This window comes from Tautonia sp. JC769 (assembly GCF_040717455.1).
Classification (GTDB): Bacteria; Planctomycetota; Planctomycetia; order Isosphaerales; family Isosphaeraceae; genus Tautonia.
This window is the reverse complement of the sequence record NZ_JBFEFH010000021.1, coordinates 37,806-54,692: the sequence shown is the minus strand read 5'-3', so window position 1 is coordinate 54,692 and position 16,887 is coordinate 37,806. Positions and strand designations below refer to the sequence as shown.

11 protein-coding genes are annotated in these 16,887 nt (G+C 68.6%); 3 read left to right on the top strand and 8 right to left on the bottom strand.

Annotation, left to right across the window (positions count from 1 at the left end; translation table 11 throughout):
• Positions 1 to 177: 177 nt before the first annotated feature.
• The 3 genes from AB1L88_RS19125 to AB1L88_RS19115 all read right to left on the bottom strand — a co-directional run bounded on the left by AB1L88_RS19125 (position 178) and on the right by AB1L88_RS19115 (position 1,577).
• A complete protein-coding gene (locus AB1L88_RS19125) occupies positions 178 to 336 on the bottom strand; it encodes a YqaE/Pmp3 family membrane protein (RefSeq protein WP_152049570.1) in 159 nt (52 codons plus the stop codon).
• 63 nt (positions 337 to 399) lie between these two features.
• Positions 400 to 1,311: a DUF2188 domain-containing protein gene (locus AB1L88_RS19120; protein WP_367098287.1), complete on the bottom strand. Its 912-nt coding sequence runs from the start codon at positions 1,309 to 1,311 to the stop codon at positions 400 to 402.
• Between the two features lie 95 nt (positions 1,312 to 1,406).
• Positions 1,407 to 1,577 carry a DUF1328 domain-containing protein gene (locus tag AB1L88_RS19115; protein ID WP_367098286.1) on the bottom strand — a complete coding sequence of 57 codons (171 nt, stop codon included), beginning with the start codon at positions 1,575 to 1,577 and terminating at the stop codon, positions 1,407 to 1,409.
• Positions 1,578 to 2,155: 578 nt separating this feature from the next.
• On the opposite strand from AB1L88_RS19115, the gene AB1L88_RS19110 reads away from it, so the two are divergent.
• The 3 genes from AB1L88_RS19110 to AB1L88_RS19100 all read left to right on the top strand — a co-directional run bounded on the left by AB1L88_RS19110 (position 2,156) and on the right by AB1L88_RS19100 (position 7,312).
• Positions 2,156 to 2,815 (top strand): PH domain-containing protein, encoded by a 660-nt coding sequence (locus tag AB1L88_RS19110; protein ID WP_367098285.1) that lies wholly within the window; start codon positions 2,156 to 2,158, stop codon positions 2,813 to 2,815.
• A gap of 99 nt (positions 2,816 to 2,914) precedes the next feature.
• Positions 2,915 to 4,369 (top strand): DUF2254 domain-containing protein, encoded by a 1,455-nt coding sequence (locus tag AB1L88_RS19105; protein ID WP_367098284.1) that lies wholly within the window; start codon positions 2,915 to 2,917, stop codon positions 4,367 to 4,369.
• Positions 4,370 to 4,423: 54 nt separating this feature from the next.
• Positions 4,424 to 7,312 carry a response regulator gene (locus AB1L88_RS19100; protein ID WP_367098283.1) on the top strand — a complete coding sequence of 963 codons (2,889 nt, stop codon included), beginning with the start codon at positions 4,424 to 4,426 and terminating at the stop codon, positions 7,310 to 7,312.
• A 154-nt stretch (positions 7,313 to 7,466) separates the two neighbouring features.
• On the opposite strand, the gene AB1L88_RS19095 is transcribed toward AB1L88_RS19100, so the two are convergent.
• The 5 genes from AB1L88_RS19095 to AB1L88_RS19075 form a co-directional block, all read right to left on the bottom strand.
• Positions 7,467 to 8,924 (bottom strand): sigma-54 dependent transcriptional regulator, encoded by a 1,458-nt coding sequence (locus AB1L88_RS19095; RefSeq protein ID WP_367098282.1) that lies wholly within the window; start codon positions 8,922 to 8,924, stop codon positions 7,467 to 7,469.
• A 1,222-nt stretch (positions 8,925 to 10,146) separates the two neighbouring features.
• Positions 10,147 to 10,920 carry a PEP-CTERM sorting domain-containing protein gene (locus AB1L88_RS19090; protein WP_367098281.1) on the bottom strand — a complete coding sequence of 258 codons (774 nt, stop codon included), beginning with the start codon at positions 10,918 to 10,920 and terminating at the stop codon, positions 10,147 to 10,149.
• A 624-nt stretch (positions 10,921 to 11,544) separates the two neighbouring features.
• Positions 11,545 to 13,230, bottom strand: coding sequence for a D-aminoacylase (locus tag AB1L88_RS19085; protein ID WP_367098280.1), 1,686 nt, complete (start codon positions 13,228 to 13,230; stop codon positions 11,545 to 11,547).
• 330 nt (positions 13,231 to 13,560) lie between these two features.
• Positions 13,561 to 15,240, bottom strand: a complete 1,680-nt coding sequence (locus tag AB1L88_RS19080) for a gamma-glutamyltransferase (RefSeq protein WP_367098279.1) — start codon at positions 15,238 to 15,240, stop codon at positions 13,561 to 13,563.
• A 190-nt stretch (positions 15,241 to 15,430) separates the two neighbouring features.
• Positions 15,431 to 16,795, bottom strand: coding sequence for a glucose-6-phosphate dehydrogenase (locus tag AB1L88_RS19075; RefSeq protein WP_367098278.1), 1,365 nt, complete (start codon positions 16,793 to 16,795; stop codon positions 15,431 to 15,433).
• Positions 16,796 to 16,887: the final 92 nt, after the last annotated feature.

The following is a 16,887-nucleotide window of genomic DNA, read 5'->3' as shown; positions in this document are numbered from 1 at the left end:
GGGCGGAAGTTGCCGAGAAGTGGGCTTCGCCATGATACGAATCGCCCTCTGGCCGGGCAATCCCGCGCAACGCGAGACGGCCGCCTCGCCCTCCGGATGGTCTCCGGGAGAGCAATGCGGCCGTCTTCGATCGTCCTGGTCTCGTGAGCCTGGCCGGCTCGTCGGGTGCTCAGGGCGTCATTCGCTGGCGATCACGTAGACCGCGTGGATGACCCCCGGGATGTATCCGAGCAGGGTCAGCAGGATGTTCAGCCAGAAGTGCAGGCCGATGCCCACCTGGGTGAACACGCCCAGCGGCGGCAGCACGATGGCCAGCAAGAGTCGAATCAGATCCATCGGTCGTCCTCCTCATCGGTCGGATCAAATTGGGGGGGGCCGGTCGGGTCCGTCCTCGCTCGGTCAGGTGGGACGGACGGCCAGGCCCGCGTCGCGCCGACGCCTCAGATCTTCGAGCGAGAGCTGAGGCCCGGCCCCGATCAACGATCCGGCGATCGAGGCGATGATTGATGCGATCAGGGTGGCGAAGGTCCACCAGGCGGCCGTGGTCGCCCGGACGTTACTGGTCTGGGCCTGGGCCGCGCGGACATCGGCGATCTGCTGGTCGGTCAGCCCGGCGTCGACCAGTTGCGCCTCGGTCAGGGTCGGTGCCATGGTCGGCCCGGTCACCTGCTGGAGCATGCCGCCGACGCCGAGGTTCAGCCCGAGCCCGGTCAGCACCACCACGGCGACGAAGATCGTGCCCCAGAGCAGGAGGCCGTAAATCATGGCCTCGTCCTTCCGCTCGCCCACGGTGCTCCGGCTGGTGACGAATCCGCCCATGAACAGCGCCACGAGCAGCGAGATGGCGGCCCAGATGGCCGCGCCGATGGCCAGCGTGTTGCCGCCGACCGCGTCGGTCCCGGCGGTCGAGAGGCCGATGGCCACCCCGAGCGTCCCGAGCGAGACGTAGACCGTCAGCGCCACGACCGCCCCGGCCATCAGGGCGCTCCAGCTCACGCGGCTGCCGACCGAGGTCACGTCGTGCAGGCGGATCGGCTCGTCATTCATGGTGCGCGTCGTCCTTCGATCGTCGACGCGGTCGCGGCCATTCCCATTCCCGGCCCGACCGTTCGTATCCGAGAAGTTCAAGACGTGGTCGAACACACCATCCTGCCGGTGGATGATGAGATTGACCTCGCGGTTCCGAGCGAGGCTCTCGCCCTCTTCCACCGCGACGTCCTTCGTCGCATGCTCCGAGACGATCCCATCGTCTCCTTCTTGCTTGATTGCCCAACGATCCTCGTGGGGCACCACATGCAGATTCTTCGCCATGGTTGATTCCTCGAAATCTGGTGTTTGCCCCACCCGGCGCGGGGTCCGCCCGCGCCGGACGGATCATCGGGGCGAAAGCGAATCGCGCCCCTTCGTCAGGCGGCCGGTCCTCGCGTCCGTCCGAAGATCAAGGAAGCGATGAACATGACCAGGAACACGACGAACAGCACCTGAGCGATCCAGGAGGCCGTGCCGGCGACCCCGCCGAAGCCCAGGACCGCGGCGATCAACGCGATGATCAGGAAGGTAATTGCCCAGCCCAACATGTGAGTCTCCTTTTCCCCGCTAGCGGTGGGGAAGCATTAAGAGGTGGTTGCGGTTTGCGATTGCCGGTGTAATCAACACCTGCAAATCTCTCCGTCAGCCAACTCACTGAGCAAGGCGTGTGCCAAAGTCTCGCGGGCCGGAGGCGATTCGACCGCCGGGGGTCGCCCCTCGTGCGGTCGCACGCACGCGAGTTCTTTAGAAAGAGGCGTCGCGGCGACCGGAGGGGGAAGCAGGTCGCGAGGCGCCCGGCCCCGGCCCCGGTCATCCCGCAGGCCAGCGGCCCCTCGCGGTCGTCGGCACGATCAGATCACCATGCGTGCCGCCGCGGGCTGGTCACTCTCGGCCCAGAGCGGTCAGGAGGCGTTCACGGGCGCCGCATCACGCGCCGGCGGCGATTGGCACGGCGATTGCTCTTGGAATGTCAATGTCGAAGAACCGAGGTCAATCCGAGGGCGGCCCGCGGCGACGCCCGCCGAACGCCTGCTCCAAGGGCGGGTCCGACCGGATTGGAGCGGAGAACCGCCGGTCCGGTCCGATTCGACCCGCGTGGCATCTCCGGTGAGGGAGAGGGAGTCTCATGAGCCAACAGTCAAGCCTCGTCTACAAGTGTCCGCATTGCCAGGCCAAGGCGGAGATCGGCGACGAGATGCTCGGTCATGTCGTCAACTGCCCCCAATGCGAGCGCCCGTTCCGGGTCGAGGCTCCTCCCTCGTTCCCGATCAGCGACGACGAGGCCGGCTCGGTCATCCGCAGGGGAGGAGCGCCGGAGGTCACCAACCCGGTCGACCAGGAGCGCATCCTCCTGGTCTTGCACCCCGCGGTGCTCAAGCGGCGGATCTTCCAGACCTCCGCGTCGATCCTCATCGTCATCGCGGGCGTCGTCGCCATGTTCTGGGGGATCGGGATCACCAACCCCTGGCTGGGATGGGGCGGCCTGGCCGCCGCGGTCATCGGGGCGCTCGACCTGGTTTACTGGTGGTTCAAGTCGCTGTTCGTTACCCTCACGGTGACGAACCGCCGGACGATCCTGCGGACGGGGCTGTTCGCCAAGGCGACCAGCGAGGTCAACCACGACGACGTCCGCAACCTCCAGATCGATCAATCGGTCGTCTACCGCATGCTCAACATCGGTGACCTGCGGGTTTCCAGCGCCGGTCAGGATACCATTGAGATCCGGGCCAAGGCGATCCCCGATCCTGAGGCCGTTGCGGCCATCATCCGAGAACATCAGGATTAATCCGTGCGAGACGATCCAGGGTCTTTCTCGGCTCCGAGTCCCGGGCCCCCGGGGGCCCGCATCGCGCGGTCCTCCCGGCTCGGCTACCCGGGCGGGACGATGCGGCTGAGGTATCATTGGGACTGGCTGAGGTCGGGCTACCTGTTCGTCCCCTCGATCATGGTCCTGATGGCAATCGCCCTGGCCCTGGTGGCGATCGAGCTGGATACGTTCCTCCACAGCGACGGCCGGATCATCGAACACTGGTACGCCCAGGGGGGGCCCGAGGAGGCCCGGACCATCCTGGGCATGATCGCCGGCTCGATGATCACCATCGTCGGCATCGTCTACTCGATCGCCATGGTCAACCTGACCCTGGCCTCCGACCAGTTCGGGCCGCGGCTGATCCGGACCTTCATGACCGACATGGGCACCCAGCTCGTGCTCGGGGCCTTCCTCGCCACGTTCGTCTACAGCGTGATGGTCCTCCTGGCCATCGAGAGCGGCGCGAATGCCCTGGGGCCGGGGGGCGACTCGTCCGCCCGGACCGGGGACGCCGAGGTCGAGGTCTGGGCCGCCCTGCCGGACCCGACCACCTTCGTCCCGGTCGTCTCGATCTGGCTCGGCGTCGCCCTGTCCATGGTCTGCCTCGGGATGCTGATCTACTTCATCCACCACGTCGCCCAGGCCATCCAGGCGCCCAACGTCATCGACTCGGTCGCCCGGGAGCTGGAGCGGTCCATCCGCCGCCACTTCCCCGAGGCCCGAGACTCGGTCGAGTCCATCGGCCATCCCGCCAACCGCGAGGCCCTCGACGACGACCTCCCCCCCGACTTCGACGACCAGGCGAGGCCCCTGCCGGTGGCCGTGTCCGGGTATCTCCAGTTCATCGACCACGAGGTGCTCGTTCAAATCTGCACCGAGGCGCAGCTCGTGATGCGGCTCGATCAGCGGCCCGGCGATTTCGTCGTGGCCGGCGGCTCGGTCGGCCTGGTCTGGCCGCCCGATCGCGTGGACGAGGAGGTCGAGCGCCGGCTCCGGAGCGTCTTCCTGATCGGGGTCCAGCGCACCCCTCCGGAGGACGTCGAGTTCTCGATCAGCCAGCTCGTCGAGATCGCCGTGCGGGCCCTGGGCAACAACGACCCGTTCACCGCCATCAATTGCGTCGACCGGCTGGGGGCCGCGATGTGCCTGCTGGTGGGCCGGAAAATCCCGTCCCGGAAACGCTTCGACAGCGACGGGCAGATCCGGGTCATCGCCCGAGCCACCCGCTTCGGCGGGATCATCAATACGGCCTTCGACCAGATCCGCCAGTACGGCGCCGACGACACGGCCCTGACCATCCGACTGCTCGAGGTCATCGCCCTGATCGCCTCGCGGGTGGATAACCTGACCGATGGCGCCGCCTTGCTCCGCCAGGCGGTGATGATCGAGCGCGGCAGCCGCCAGACGATCGTCGAGGAGTACGACCGCCGCGACATCTCCGAGCGGTTCCAGGACATCCTCAATCAACTCGATCTGCAGGACGTCGCGGGTGAGGTCGATCGCTGGAAGCCGAGACGGGTCAACGTGTGAGTGCCGGTCCTGGAGATGGTTCCTCTTCCTGGTCGAAGCCCGTTTTGGATCATCATGCGTCACTCCGACATGGTTCCCCGCTATGCGATCGCCCTGCTGAGCGTCACCCTGGCGTTCGTCCTGCGGTGGGCCATCGATCCGCTGGCCGATCAGGAGTTCGGCCCCTTCCTCTTCTTCGCCGGGGCCGTGACGGTCAGCGCCTGGTACGGTGGCCTGCTGCCCGGCCTGATGGCGCTGGGGCTCGCGGTCGTCGCGTCGATCGTGGCCTTCTTGCCGCCGGTCGGCACGTTCATGGTGACCGGCCCCGGTTCGATCACGCTGGTGCTGGCCTTCGTCTTCGAGGGCCTGATCATCTGCATGGTCTGCCAGTTGCTGCACCAGGCGAAGGCCCGGGCGGAGCTGTCGACCTCCGAGGCCCGCGAGGCCCTCCGGGCCCGCCGGACCAGCGAGGCCCGCTTCCGCCGCCTGTCCGAGTCGGGCGTCATCGGCGTGATCGAGGGGCGAGACGAGGCGATCGTCGAGGCCAACGACGCGTTCCTTCGCATGCTCAACTACTCGCGCGAGCAACTGGTCGGGCGTCGAGTCAGCGTCGGCGCGATCACCCCGGAGAACGAACGCGAGCAGGACGCCCCCCGCTTCGATCACCTGTTCCGGACCGGGACGCTCGCGCCGTTCGAGAAGCGTTACATGACGTCCGACGGGCGATCGGTGCCCGTCCTGGTCGGCGGCGCGCTGGTGGAGCCGGGGGGGCTGGACTGGGTCGCGTTCGTGCTCGACCTCAGCCGCCAGAAACGGGTCGAGCACGAACTGGCCCAGGCGATCGCCCGGGCCGAGGCGGCCAACCGCGCCAAGAGCGAGTTCCTGGCGATCCTCAGCCACGAGCTGATCACGCCGATGAACGCGATCCTCGGCATGAACCAGCTGGCGATGTCCGGCCAGCGCGATCCGACCCTCCGCGACTATCTGGCCACGGCCCAGGATTCGGCCGAGGCGCTGCTGGCCCTCCTGAGCGACCTGCTCGATTACTCCTCGATCGAGGTGGGCGGGCTCGACCTCGACCCGGCCCCGTTCCCGCTGCGGGAGACGCTGGATCGGGTGATTCGGCCGCTGGCCGACCGCGCCTCTCGCAAGGGCCTGGAGCTGACGGCCGAGGTGGCCGGGGCCGTGCCGGAGGTCCTCGAGGGGGATGCCCGCCGCCTGCGGCAGATCCTGGTGAACCTGATCGACAATGCGATCAAGTTCACCCAGCAGGGGGACGTGACCCTGACCGTCGGGCTGGACTCGCCCGACGGGCCGGGGGGCGATCCGGGCCTGGTGCGGGTCCGATTCGAGGTCGCCGATACGGGGATCGGGATCGGCCCGGAGGACCAGGAACGCATCTTCTCCCCATTCACCCAGATCGATGCCTCGACGACTCGACCCTACTCGGGGACCGGGCTGGGCCTGTCGATCTGCCGTCAGATCGTCACCCTGATGGGGGGGGAGATCCAGGTCCAGAGCGAGCCGGGGCGAGGCAGCCGGTTCCGGGCCGTGATCCCCTTGCGAAGGGCGTCCGAGGGCGGTTCGAGCACCTCGACCTCGCTGCCCGACCTCGGCGGCATGCCGGTCCTGGTCATCGATGACCGGGCGTCGAGCCGGGCCGCGGCCGAGACCATCCTGGCCGGCTGGTCGATGCGGCCGGTCGCCGCCGAGGACGGCCCGACCGCGCTGGCCTTGCTGGCCGAGGCCGCCAATCGAGGGGAGCCGTTCCCCCTGGTCCTCGTCGACGCCCGGATGCCCGGCCTCGACGGCCTCACCGTGGCGTCTCGGATCCACCGAGAACGCCTCGCCGGGGCGATCATCCTGATGCAATCGCCGGCCGATCGGGCCTCGGAGCCGGTCGGAGGGGCCGACGTCCCCGGGGTCGAGGCGGTCCTGGAGAAGCCGATCTCCCCGGCTCGGCTGCTCGATGCGATCGCCAGGGCGCTCGAATTCGACCACCGCGACCGCGGCCCGGGGGAATCGACCGGGCCCTCGCCCACCGCGCCGAGGCCGGCCCCCGATCGGCCCCTGCACATCCTGCTGGCCGAGGATACGCCGGCCAATCAGAAGCTCGCCCTGGCCGTGCTCCGCCGCCGGGGCCATCAGGTCGATCTCGCCTCCAACGGCCGAGAGGCGGTTGAACTGGCCCGCCGGTCGCGGTACGACGTGATCCTGATGGATCTCCAGATGCCGGTGATGGACGGCCTCCAGGCGACCTCCGCCATCCGGGCGTCGAACGGATCGAATAACGTGGACGTGCCGATCATCGCCCTGACCGCCCACACGCTGCAGGCCGACCGGCAGCGGTGCCTCCAGGTCGGCATGGATGACTACCTCGCCAAGCCCATCGAAATCCAGACGTTTCTCGGTGTCGTCGAGTCGTACGGGACGCGGTCCAACGGCCGCCCGCCCCGGGGGGATCGGCCGGAGGTCGGCGCCGATCCCCCCGGGGACGGCCCTCGAGATCACGCGGCCGACCGCCCCGGCACCGAGCCCCAGGCTGTCGGCGGGCGGTCGGCCGAGGCGGAGCGGTCGCTGCCCGAACCCGAGCAGGAGGAACTGGTGAGTCATCACGTCGAGCCCGTGTACGATCGTCGGGCTGCCCTGAAGCGGCTCGGAGGCGACGAGGAATTATTCCACGATATGATCGGCTTCTTCCTGGAGGATTTCCCGGGGCTGCTCGACCAGCTGCGCCGGGGCCTGCTGTCCGACGACGCCAGGGCGGTCGAGCGGGCTGCGCACAGCCTGAAGGGGCTGACGGCCAGTTGCGGCTCGGGGCCGGCCAAGCAGGCGGCCGGACGGGTCGAGCAGATCGGCCGGGACAACCGGCTCGTCGAGGCCCCCGAGGCCGTCGAACACCTCGTCGCCGAACTCCAGCGCCTGCGAGAGGTGCTGACGGCCGACCGGGACCGACGGGCATGATGAGCCCGGAAGGCCGTCGCGACCCGGGCCGGGCGTCGGGGGGGCGAAGCCCCGTTTCGAATTCTTAATCTTTGATGATTTCTCGAAGTCTGTGTCTTTTTTGCGGGCGTTCGGCTTCGTCGCGGGCGACCGGGGAGGGGCCGGGAGTCGGGGGTCAGCCGTTCGGGTCGCCGTTCTCGTCCTCGGCATCGCCGACGACGCGGTCGATCGAGATGCCGAGCGACCGGATCTTGTTGCGGAGGCTCCCGCGGGCGATCCCGAGGATCTCGGCGGCACGCGACTGGTTGCCGCCGGTGCTCGTGAGGACGCGGCGGATGAGCAGGGCTTCGAGGAACTCGATCGCCTCGGCGTGCAGGTCCTTCGACCCGGCCTCGAGCCGGTCGCGGATGAAGCGGTCGAGGTCGGAGCTGGAGTCGCCGGCCGGCGAGGCCGGCTCCCCCCGGCGGCCGGTCCGCACGTCGCCCGGCAGGAAGTCGGCGATCAGGACCGGGCCGGTCGACTGGAGCAAGGCCTGGCGCAAGACGCTCTGGAGCTCCCGGACGTTGCCGGGCCAGTTGTAGCGCATCATCAGGTTCAGGGCCTCGGGGGAGAGGCCCTGGACCTGCTTGCTCAGCTCGCGGTTGAAGCGCTTGAGGAAGTGGTCGATCAGGATCAGCAGGTCGTCGCCGCGGTCGCGGACCGGGGGCAGGTTGATGACGAACCCGTTGAGCCGGTAGTAGAGGTCGGAGCGGAACTTCTCCTCGGGCATCTTCTCCAGGTCGCGGTGGGTGGCGGCGATGATCCGGACGTCGACCTTGATCGTCTTGTTCCCGCCCACGCGCTCGAACTGCCGCTCCTGCAAGAGCCGCAGGACCTTGCTCTGGAGGACCGGGGACATGTCGCCGATCTCGTCGAGGAAGATGGTGCCGCCGTCGCACTGCTCGAACTTGCCGATCCGGGTGGTGACGGCGCCGCTGAAGGCCCCCTTCTCGTGGCCGAACAGCTCGCTCTCGAGCAGGCCCTCGGGGATGGCAGCGCAGTTGATCGCCAGGAAGGGGCCGCTGGTGCGCCGGCTATGCTGATAGATGGCGCGGGCGACCAGCTCCTTGCCGGTCCCGCTCTCCCCGCGGATCAGGACGGTGACGTCCTGCGGGGCGACCCGGCCGATGGCCTTGTAGACCTCCATCATCTTCTGGCTGTTGCCGACGAGCAGCTCCCCCTCGCTCGGCTCGGTGCCGGCGTCGGGCAGGACGACCGGCTCGTGCATGAGGCGGCGGATCTCGATGGCCTGGCTGACCTTGTCGCGAAGCTGCTCGACGTCGAGCGGCTTGTGGATGTAGTCGTAGGCGCCGAGCTTGATGGCCTCGATCGCCGTCTCGCCGGAGGAGAGGCTGGTGATGAAGATGATCGGCAGCCTCGGGTCGAGGTCGAAGACCCGCCGATACAGTTCCAGGCCCGAGGTCTCCGGGAGCATGATGTCGAGCAGGACGACGTCGGGGGCGTGCTCTCGGATCAGCGCCAGCCCTTCGTCGGCGGTCGAGGCGGTCTGGACATCGACCTTCAGCGGCTTGAGCGCCTGGCCGACCAGATGCTGAACGGAACGGTCGTCGTCGATGACCACAGTGAGCGGCATGGTGGGTGTCTCAATCGTCTCGGGCGTCGTCAACCAGCGCGAGGGATCGGAAACGAGGTCGGGACGCAACGGCTCCGCGACCGGGTATCCCGGCGAAGCGTGACGGCCATTATACCGGACGTCGACCCGAATGCGAGCAAAGCCGCCCCACCCCTTCAATCGCTTCCATCCGGGCGAATACCGCCGAGGATCGGCCCTGATCGCGCGTCGGTGCGCGGCGATCTGAGGGCCCGGTGCGCCCGAATCATCTAGGGAGTTGTCGCCGATCCTCTTTGCAGAATTCGGGTTGCGGCAAGTCGTTGCGGATCGTTTCGGGATGTCGCCCGGCGGGAAATGGCTTCGTTTCGCGTGGGGCGGCCCGCTCCATCGGCAGCCCCGAAGGGGCCGATCCTGGTCGTCGGGCAGGCTGGGGATGGGTCCGGGGGACGGCCGATCGTCCCGGGGGGTGAACACCGGCCGGTGCGCGTGTTGATCCGGGAAAAATCCGTCGTAACCTACTGCGGGAATGGTGTTTGTGGCTGGGATCCTGGATTCGTTTCGGGGGACGACCGGGGGGCAAATGGGTTTGTTTGGCGCGGCGGGGCGGGCCCGACAGAGGCGGATGGAGCTGGATCGGGGAGGGACATCGGGCAGGGGGGGGAATTGGGGGCAGGATTGATGGTATTGTGGGTGATTGGTTGTGATTATAACTGGTTGATTCTCGCTGTTTGGCTGCCAGTTAAGGGTGAGGAGTGAGTGCATGGGAAAATGGGAGGTTCGAGGGGACGAAGTTGGTATGAGATGGATTGGCGTTTTTGGGAGAGCAGGTCAACTGAAGGTTTGGGCGACTTTGGGCCATTTGGTCTGTATGCTGGGGGGCGAGCGGGGCGGGCGATGCTCACGACAAGATCATCGAGAAAAAGGCGAGCCTCAGTCACTTTTCGCGGTGAGCGAAGGTGAGTGAGGCTCGGGGTCGAGAGGAGGGGACTGGGACAGGATCTGATTGGGTGGAGGGGGCAGGGGACCGCGATCGAGAGGCGATTGCGCGCACGGCGACGACCCCCAGGCCCGAGGTCCGTGGGGGACGAGGGGGGAGGGGGTCGGAGGGCGAGGATCGGTCACCGTTCGGGGCGAGCATCGGGCCGCTCGCAGGGGCAGGATCGAGCCGTCCGGATGCGGCGTTGCATCGAGGCCTGCGGCCGGGGCAGGGCGTTCGGACGGGCTCGAGGTCCGATGGGAGGGCTCAGGAGGTCGGCTCGACCCCGGAGGACTCGTCGCGGCGGCGGAGGCGACGGACGCCGAGGCCGAGGCCGGCGAGGGCCGCCGTGCCGCACAGGGCAAGTGACGAGGGCTCGGGCACCAGGCCGTTGGGCCGGGCGATGAAGTCGAGCACGTCGGTGGAGTTCGGGTTGATCAGGCCTCGGTTGTAGGCGAACCCGTTGTCGCCGCCCTTGACGTAGACATGACCCCAGACCGGGGCCCGATTCGACGTGAAGGAGATGACCAGGGGGTTCAGGTCGTCCATGCCCTCGAACTTGACTCCCACGATGGTCGGGCCGATCGGGAAGCCGGGGTTGCTGCCTCCGGGGCCACCGGAGTTGCGGGGGTTGGTCTCGAACTCGTCGAAGACCAGCTCGACCCCGCTCGACGAGCCATTGTAGGTGGCGTCGGTCACGGCCTTCGGGTCGACCCGGGGGAAGACGGCGTCGTCGGTCAGGTCGAGGATGATGTGGCTGATGGTGGGCTGGTTGAAGCCCGTGAAGGTGTAGGTGTACGAGAACGCGGCGTTGCCGAGCTGGGCGATCTCCCAGGAGATGTTGAGCGACTTGCCGGAGTAATCGCTCACGTTGGGCCCGCTGGGCGTGTTGGTCAGCAGGACCAGGTTCGACTGGGTTCGGGAGCCCGTCGGGTCGGCGGCCGTCCCGTAGACGGGGTCGGCGTTGGCGGCCGAGACGCCCATCACGGTCGCCAGGACGGCAAGCGAAAACGAACGCGAAAGCGAGCGAGGGTTCGACATCGAGGGGGACACTCGTGGGGACGGGGACATGATGAGGTGCGCAACCTTGCAACATCGAAAGCGCCGTTACGTCCTCGATCCATCGGGCTTCCAATCGCACAGCGCCGTGCATTGACCGACGAGTTCAAGTGTCCGGAGAACGCTGATTGGATCAAGATAGGTTGACTCGAATCATCGGGGATTGCGGTGCCGCGTTGCTCGCGGGCAACCCGGGGTCGGAAACGCAACACGGCGATGTGGTGCCGGAGAAACGGCCCGGCGTCGTGGGGAGTTCTCGCCTCAGCCGCCGGGCACGAAGGGGGGAGATCCGGCGGATTCGGCCCGACAGGCGGGACGAGTCGGCCGCTCCCGAGGCGGGGCCGGGGCACAAGAAGCCTGGGGTCGAGGGGCGGGGATCGACGTACCGGAGCCGGTCCCCCGGGAGGGCGGTCGGGACGGTGCTCCGGGATGGGGCGCGGCCGGGGGAAACACGGGGGGAGATGGGGCCGGGAGGACGGGGGGGGCTCGCTCGGTCGCGGGGCGAGGGGCGCTGGATGTGATCGCTTTCTCCGGCCCTCTCCCCCGCGATCGGGGGAGAGGGAGGCGGAGGTCGAGGCCGGGGATCGCGGGCGGGGGAGGGGGGGATCAGGGGCGAGCGGGGCGGAGGGAGAGGCCGGGGCGCGCGCCGGTCGATTCGCCGGCGTCGAGCACGAGCGAGCCGTTGACGAGGACGTGGGTGATGCCGTCGCTGTACTGGAAGGGTTCGAGATAGGTGGAACGATCGATCACCTGATCGGGGTCGAAGACGGTGACGTCGGCGGCGAGGCCGGGCAGGAGGAGGCCGCGGTCGGCGAGGCCGACCTTGAGGGCGTTCTGGGAGGTCATCTTGCGGATCGCCTCCTCCAGCGTGAGCAGACCCTGCTCGCGGACGTAGACGCCCAGCACGCGGGGGAAGGTGCCGAAGTTGCGCGGGTGGGGATGGCCGCGGCGGAGCGGGCCGGAGGTGGCCAGGGCCGAGCCGTCGGAGCCGACCGAGCACCAGGGCTGCCGGAGGGCGAGGGTCATGTCCTCGTCGGTGTGGTGGGCGTAGATGCAGCCGATCGAGCCGTCCTCGGCGATGAGGAAGTCGAAGAGGAGGTCGAGTTCATCGGGGCCGGCCTGGCGGTCGGCGGCGAGGCCGGCGAGGATGACGTCCATCGTCTGCCCCTCGAAGCGGGCGTTGGTCGGGCTGAGGCGCTCGGAGATGAGCATGCGAGACCAGTCGCCGCCGACGGCGAGATAGTGGTTGTACCAGCCGGGGATGCCCTGGAGGATGTCCTGCTTGAGGCGAGGCCGGATCTCGGGGTCGGCCAGGCGGGCGAGCAGGGCGTCTCGGCCCCCTTCATGCGCCCAGGGGGGGATGATGCTGACGAGGTTGTTGTTGCCCCGGGTGTAGGGGTAGACATTCGCCTGGACGTCGACCCCTCGGGCGCGGGCGGCGTCGATCATGGCGACGATCTCGGGCATGCGGCCCCAGAGGGTCTGCTCGGCGATCTTGAGGTGGATGATGTCGACGGGCAGGCCGCCTTGCTCGCCGATGGCGATGGCCTCGGCGATGGAGTCGAGCACGCCGAGCCCTTCGGTGCGGATGTGCGACGAGTAAATGCCGCCGTGCCTCGCCACTACGCGGGCCAGGCGGACGATGTCTTCGGTCCGGGTGCCGAGCGACTGCGGGTGCATGAGCATGGTCGAGAGGCCGAGGGCGCCGTCCTGCATCGCCTGGTCGATCAGGGCCTCCATGGCCTGGAACTGCTCCTCGGTGGGGCGGTCGAACGAGTCGCCCATGACGGCCTGCCAGATGTTGCCGAGGCCGACATACGAGGCGACGTTGATCGCGGTGCCGGAACGCTCGATGGCGTCGAAGTAATCGGCCAGGGTGGAGATGGAGACGGTTTGACCGTCGATGGTCACTTCGCGGGGCTCGGCATAGGGGCCGCCGGAGGTGTGCTCGCCGAGGATGTCGGTGGTGACCCCCTGGCGGATCTTCGACTCAGCGGCGCCGTCCTCGAAGAGGACGAAGTCGGAATGCGAGTGGATGTCGATGAATCCGGGGGCGACGACGAGGCCGGTGGCGTCGATGGTCCGGGCGGTCTCGGCGTCGTCGGGGATGAGGCCGACGGCGGCGATGCGGTCCCCCTTGATGCCGAGGTCGCCGGCGTACCAGGGGTTGCCGGTGCCGTCGACGATCCGGCCGCCCCGGATGATGAGGTCGAACGGCTCGTCGTCGGGCGGTCCGGCCGCGAGCAGGGCCGGGAGCAGGGCGGCGGCGAGGATCGCGCGGATGGGGTTCATGGTGGAGGCCCTCAAGAGATCGGGTCGATCGGGTCAGTCGTCCTGTTTCCAGTCTCGGATGATGCGTTGTGGGTGGCCCCGGTTGCTCGGCCGCCGGGAGCGCGGGGCGTCGAGAGGTCCTGGGGCGGCCTACCGCGGCCTCTTGCGGCTGCGCCACCCCGGTTGGCGAGCAACCGGGGCCACCCGAGAACAACCCACCATGATCGATGAGAAGGTCAAGTACCGGAGCCCGTCTGAATCGGTGGGTTCACGGTGTTTCGGCGGGTGCCCCGGGTTCCGCGCCGCGGACCCCGGGGCACCCGGATTCCACCAGGTTTGACTCGAAGCGGTCTAGTAGGCGGCGGAGTGGCGTCGGGAGTCGGGGCAGCCGGCGACGTCGAGCAGGCCGGTCTCGGGGTCGATGCGGAGGACGGTCGGATTCGAGCCGACCGGCGCACGGGAGCGCTCGATGCGGTGGCCGCGGGCTTCCAGTTCGGCGAGGACCTCGTCGCCGACGCGGGGGTCGACCTGGAGCAGGCCCAACTGGGGGGCGGGCTGGCCGAACGAGCCGACGAGGTGCTCGGAATTGAAGCGGGGGGCGGTGACGGCGTCGGAGGGGGACAGTTCGAAATCGATCAGGTTGGTGAGCATTTGCAAGGTTGATTGATCCTGCGCGTCACCGCCCGCGACGCTGACGGCGATGACCGGGGCGTCGTCCTTGAGCACGAGGGTCGGGGTGAGCGTGATCCGGGGGCGCTTGCCGGGCTCGATGACGTTGGGGTGGTTGGGCCAGGTGTTGAAGCTCTGCAGGCGGGAGCCGAGCCAGACGCCGGTGTCGCCGGCCAAAACGCCGGACCAGCCGCTCGGGGTGGCGGCGACGACGTTGCCGACCGCATCGGCCACGATGCAGGTGGTGGTGTCGAGCGAGGGGCCGTCGGTGCCAATGCGTACGGTCGAGCGGTCCGGGTCGAGGCGGGCCAGGCCCGCGGCCGGGTCGCCGGGGATGCGTTCGATCGAGGCGCGGTCGGGGTCGATCAGGGCGCGGCGGGCGTCGGCGTATTCGGGGGCCAGGAGCAGGCTCAGGGGGACGGGTTGGAAGAGCGGGTCGGCGTAGAACTCGTCGCGGTCGGCGAAGGCGAGCTTGAGGGCCTCGGCCTGGAGGTGGATGGCGTCGGCGTCGCCGGAGGCGTGCGAGGAGAGATCGAAGCCTTCGAGGATCTGCAGGGCCTGGAGCAGGGCGGGTCCCTGGGTCCAGGGGCCGGGCTTGAGGATGCGGTGGCCGCGGTAGTCGAGGGAGACGGGCTCCTCGACGCGGGTGACGTGGGTGGCGAGGTCGTTGTAGCGGATCAGGCCGTTGTGGGCGCGGGACCAGGCGTCGAGTTCGACGGCGATCGGCCCTCGGTAGAAGGCGTCGGCCACGAGGCGGAGCCCCTGGCGGCGGTCGGCGGCGGCGGACTCGGCGTCGACGAGGCGGCGGAGGGTCCGGGCGAAGTCGGCGTGCCAGGGGTGCTCGCCGCGGTCGAGGATCTGAAGCGTGGGGGCGACGACCTGGGTGAAGGACATGGTGCCGGAGCGGTCGAGCGCGGTCAGGCAGGCGTCGAGGGTGGCGGGGACCGCGGCCGATTCGATGCCGGACCGGGGGATCCCGCCCTTGGTCTCGAAGTGCTCGAGGGTGGCGAGGCGAGGGGCGGCCCCCTGGCCGGCGATCGATTCGACCACGCCGCGCCCGGCATCATAGATGAGGATGGGGACCTCGCCGCCGAAGCAGAACAGGTGGGCGTCGGTGACGCTGAGGGCCAGGAGGGTGCCGACGGCGGCGTCGATGGCGTTGCCGCCGTTTTGGAGGATCGTCATGCCGGCCTCGACCGACTCGGCGCCGCCGGCGACGACGGCCCCGGCCTTGCCGGAGGCGTGCCAGCCGATCACGGAGTCGGCGGGGGGGCGGGTCGGCCGTGCGCGGTCGTCCTGCGATCGGGCGGTGAAGGAGATGAGGACGAAAATGAGTGCGAACATCAAGACGCGAGGAAACATGGTGAGTGTTCCGCACGAGGATCGGGACGGGATGCGCCGAAGTGTGTCTTAATGGAACCGATCGCGGGCCGAGAGGCAAGGGGCGGTATCGGCGTCTGCGCAAGCGGGTCGAGAGATGGACCGGCGGCCGAGGGCGCCCGGTCGGGAGAGTTGGTGGAGGGCGCCCTCGGATCGACCGGAGAGGAGCGGGTCAGGAGAGGTCGGGGCCGGTCGAGCCGGCGGGGTATTCGCGCAAGGGGACGCGGCCCTCGGACCAGGCGTGGAGGATCGGCTCGACGATGCGCCAGGACTCCTCGGCCTCGTCGTCGCGGATGGAGAGCATGGTGTCGCCCTCGAGCACGTCGATCAGGAGGCGGGCATAGGCGGGCAGTTCCTGGCGGCAGCAGTCGGTCTTCAGCTCGATGTGTTCCAGGTCGAACGGGTCGCCGGGGCCGTTGATGTTGACGCCGAGCGCCATGCGGTCGGGGTTGAGGTGGAACCGGAAGACGTTGGGCGGCGGGGGGGCCTGCGCGAACGCCAGGTGGGGGACCGGCCGGAAGTGGATGACGATCTCGTGCCGGTCGGCGGCCATCGCCTTGCCGGTGCGGACGACGAAGGGGACGCCGGACCATCGCCAGTTGTCGATGTGAAAGGTGACCTGCGCGAAGGTCTCGGTGCGGCGGTCGGGGTCGACGCCGTCTTCGGCGGCGTAGTCGGGCAGGGTGGTCTCGCCGACCTGGCCGGCCGTGTAGCGGGCACGGCGGGTGAGGCGCTCGACCTCGTCGGGATCGTAGCGTCGGACGGCGCGGAGGACGTCGACCTTGCGGTCGCGGAGGTCTCGGGCGTTGACGGAGATGGGGGGTTCCATGCCCACGAGGGTGAGCAACTGGAGCAGGTGATTCTGGATCATGTCGCGGAGCGCGCCGGAGCGGTCGTAGTACGAGGCGCGGTCTTCGAGGGCGACGGTTTCGTCCCAGGTGATTTCGACGCGTTCGATGTGGTCGCGGTTCCAGAGCATCTCGAAGATCCGGTTGGCGAACCGGAGGCCGAGGACGTTCTGGATGGTCTGCTTCATGAGGAAGTGGTCGACGCGGAAGACGGCGTTTTCGTCGAATGAGTCGTGCAGGAGGCGGTTGAGCCGCCGGGCCGAGTCGAGGTCGGTGCCGAACGGCTTCTCGACGACGATCCGGCTGCCCTCGGGCAGGTCGAGGTCGGCGAGGGTCTCGACCGTCGGGATGAAGAGGCTGGGCGGCAGCGCGAGGTAGGAGATGGCCGGTCCCTTGACCTGATCGAAGATCGAGGACAGGGCGGCGCGGTCGGTCACGTCGGCCTGGCGATAGTCGAGGCGGCCGAGCAGGTCGGCGACGGTCTCGGGATCGGCATTGGCGGCGTGCTCCTTGAGGCGATCGGCGATATGCTCACGGAACCGGTCGGTCGTCCAGTCCTGGCGCGAGACGCCGAGGATGGCGACATCCGGGTCGAGGTGGCCGGCTTTGATTACATGAACCAATGCGGGCATGAGATAGCGGGAGGTCAGATCGCCCGCGGCGCCGAAGATGACGAAGTCCGGAGCCATCGAAACTCCCTCAATTCAGTGATGTTATTCGGATTTCGACGATATCAGGATGCCGCTCGCTGTTCATGCGAAGCCGACGCTTGCATGGAGCA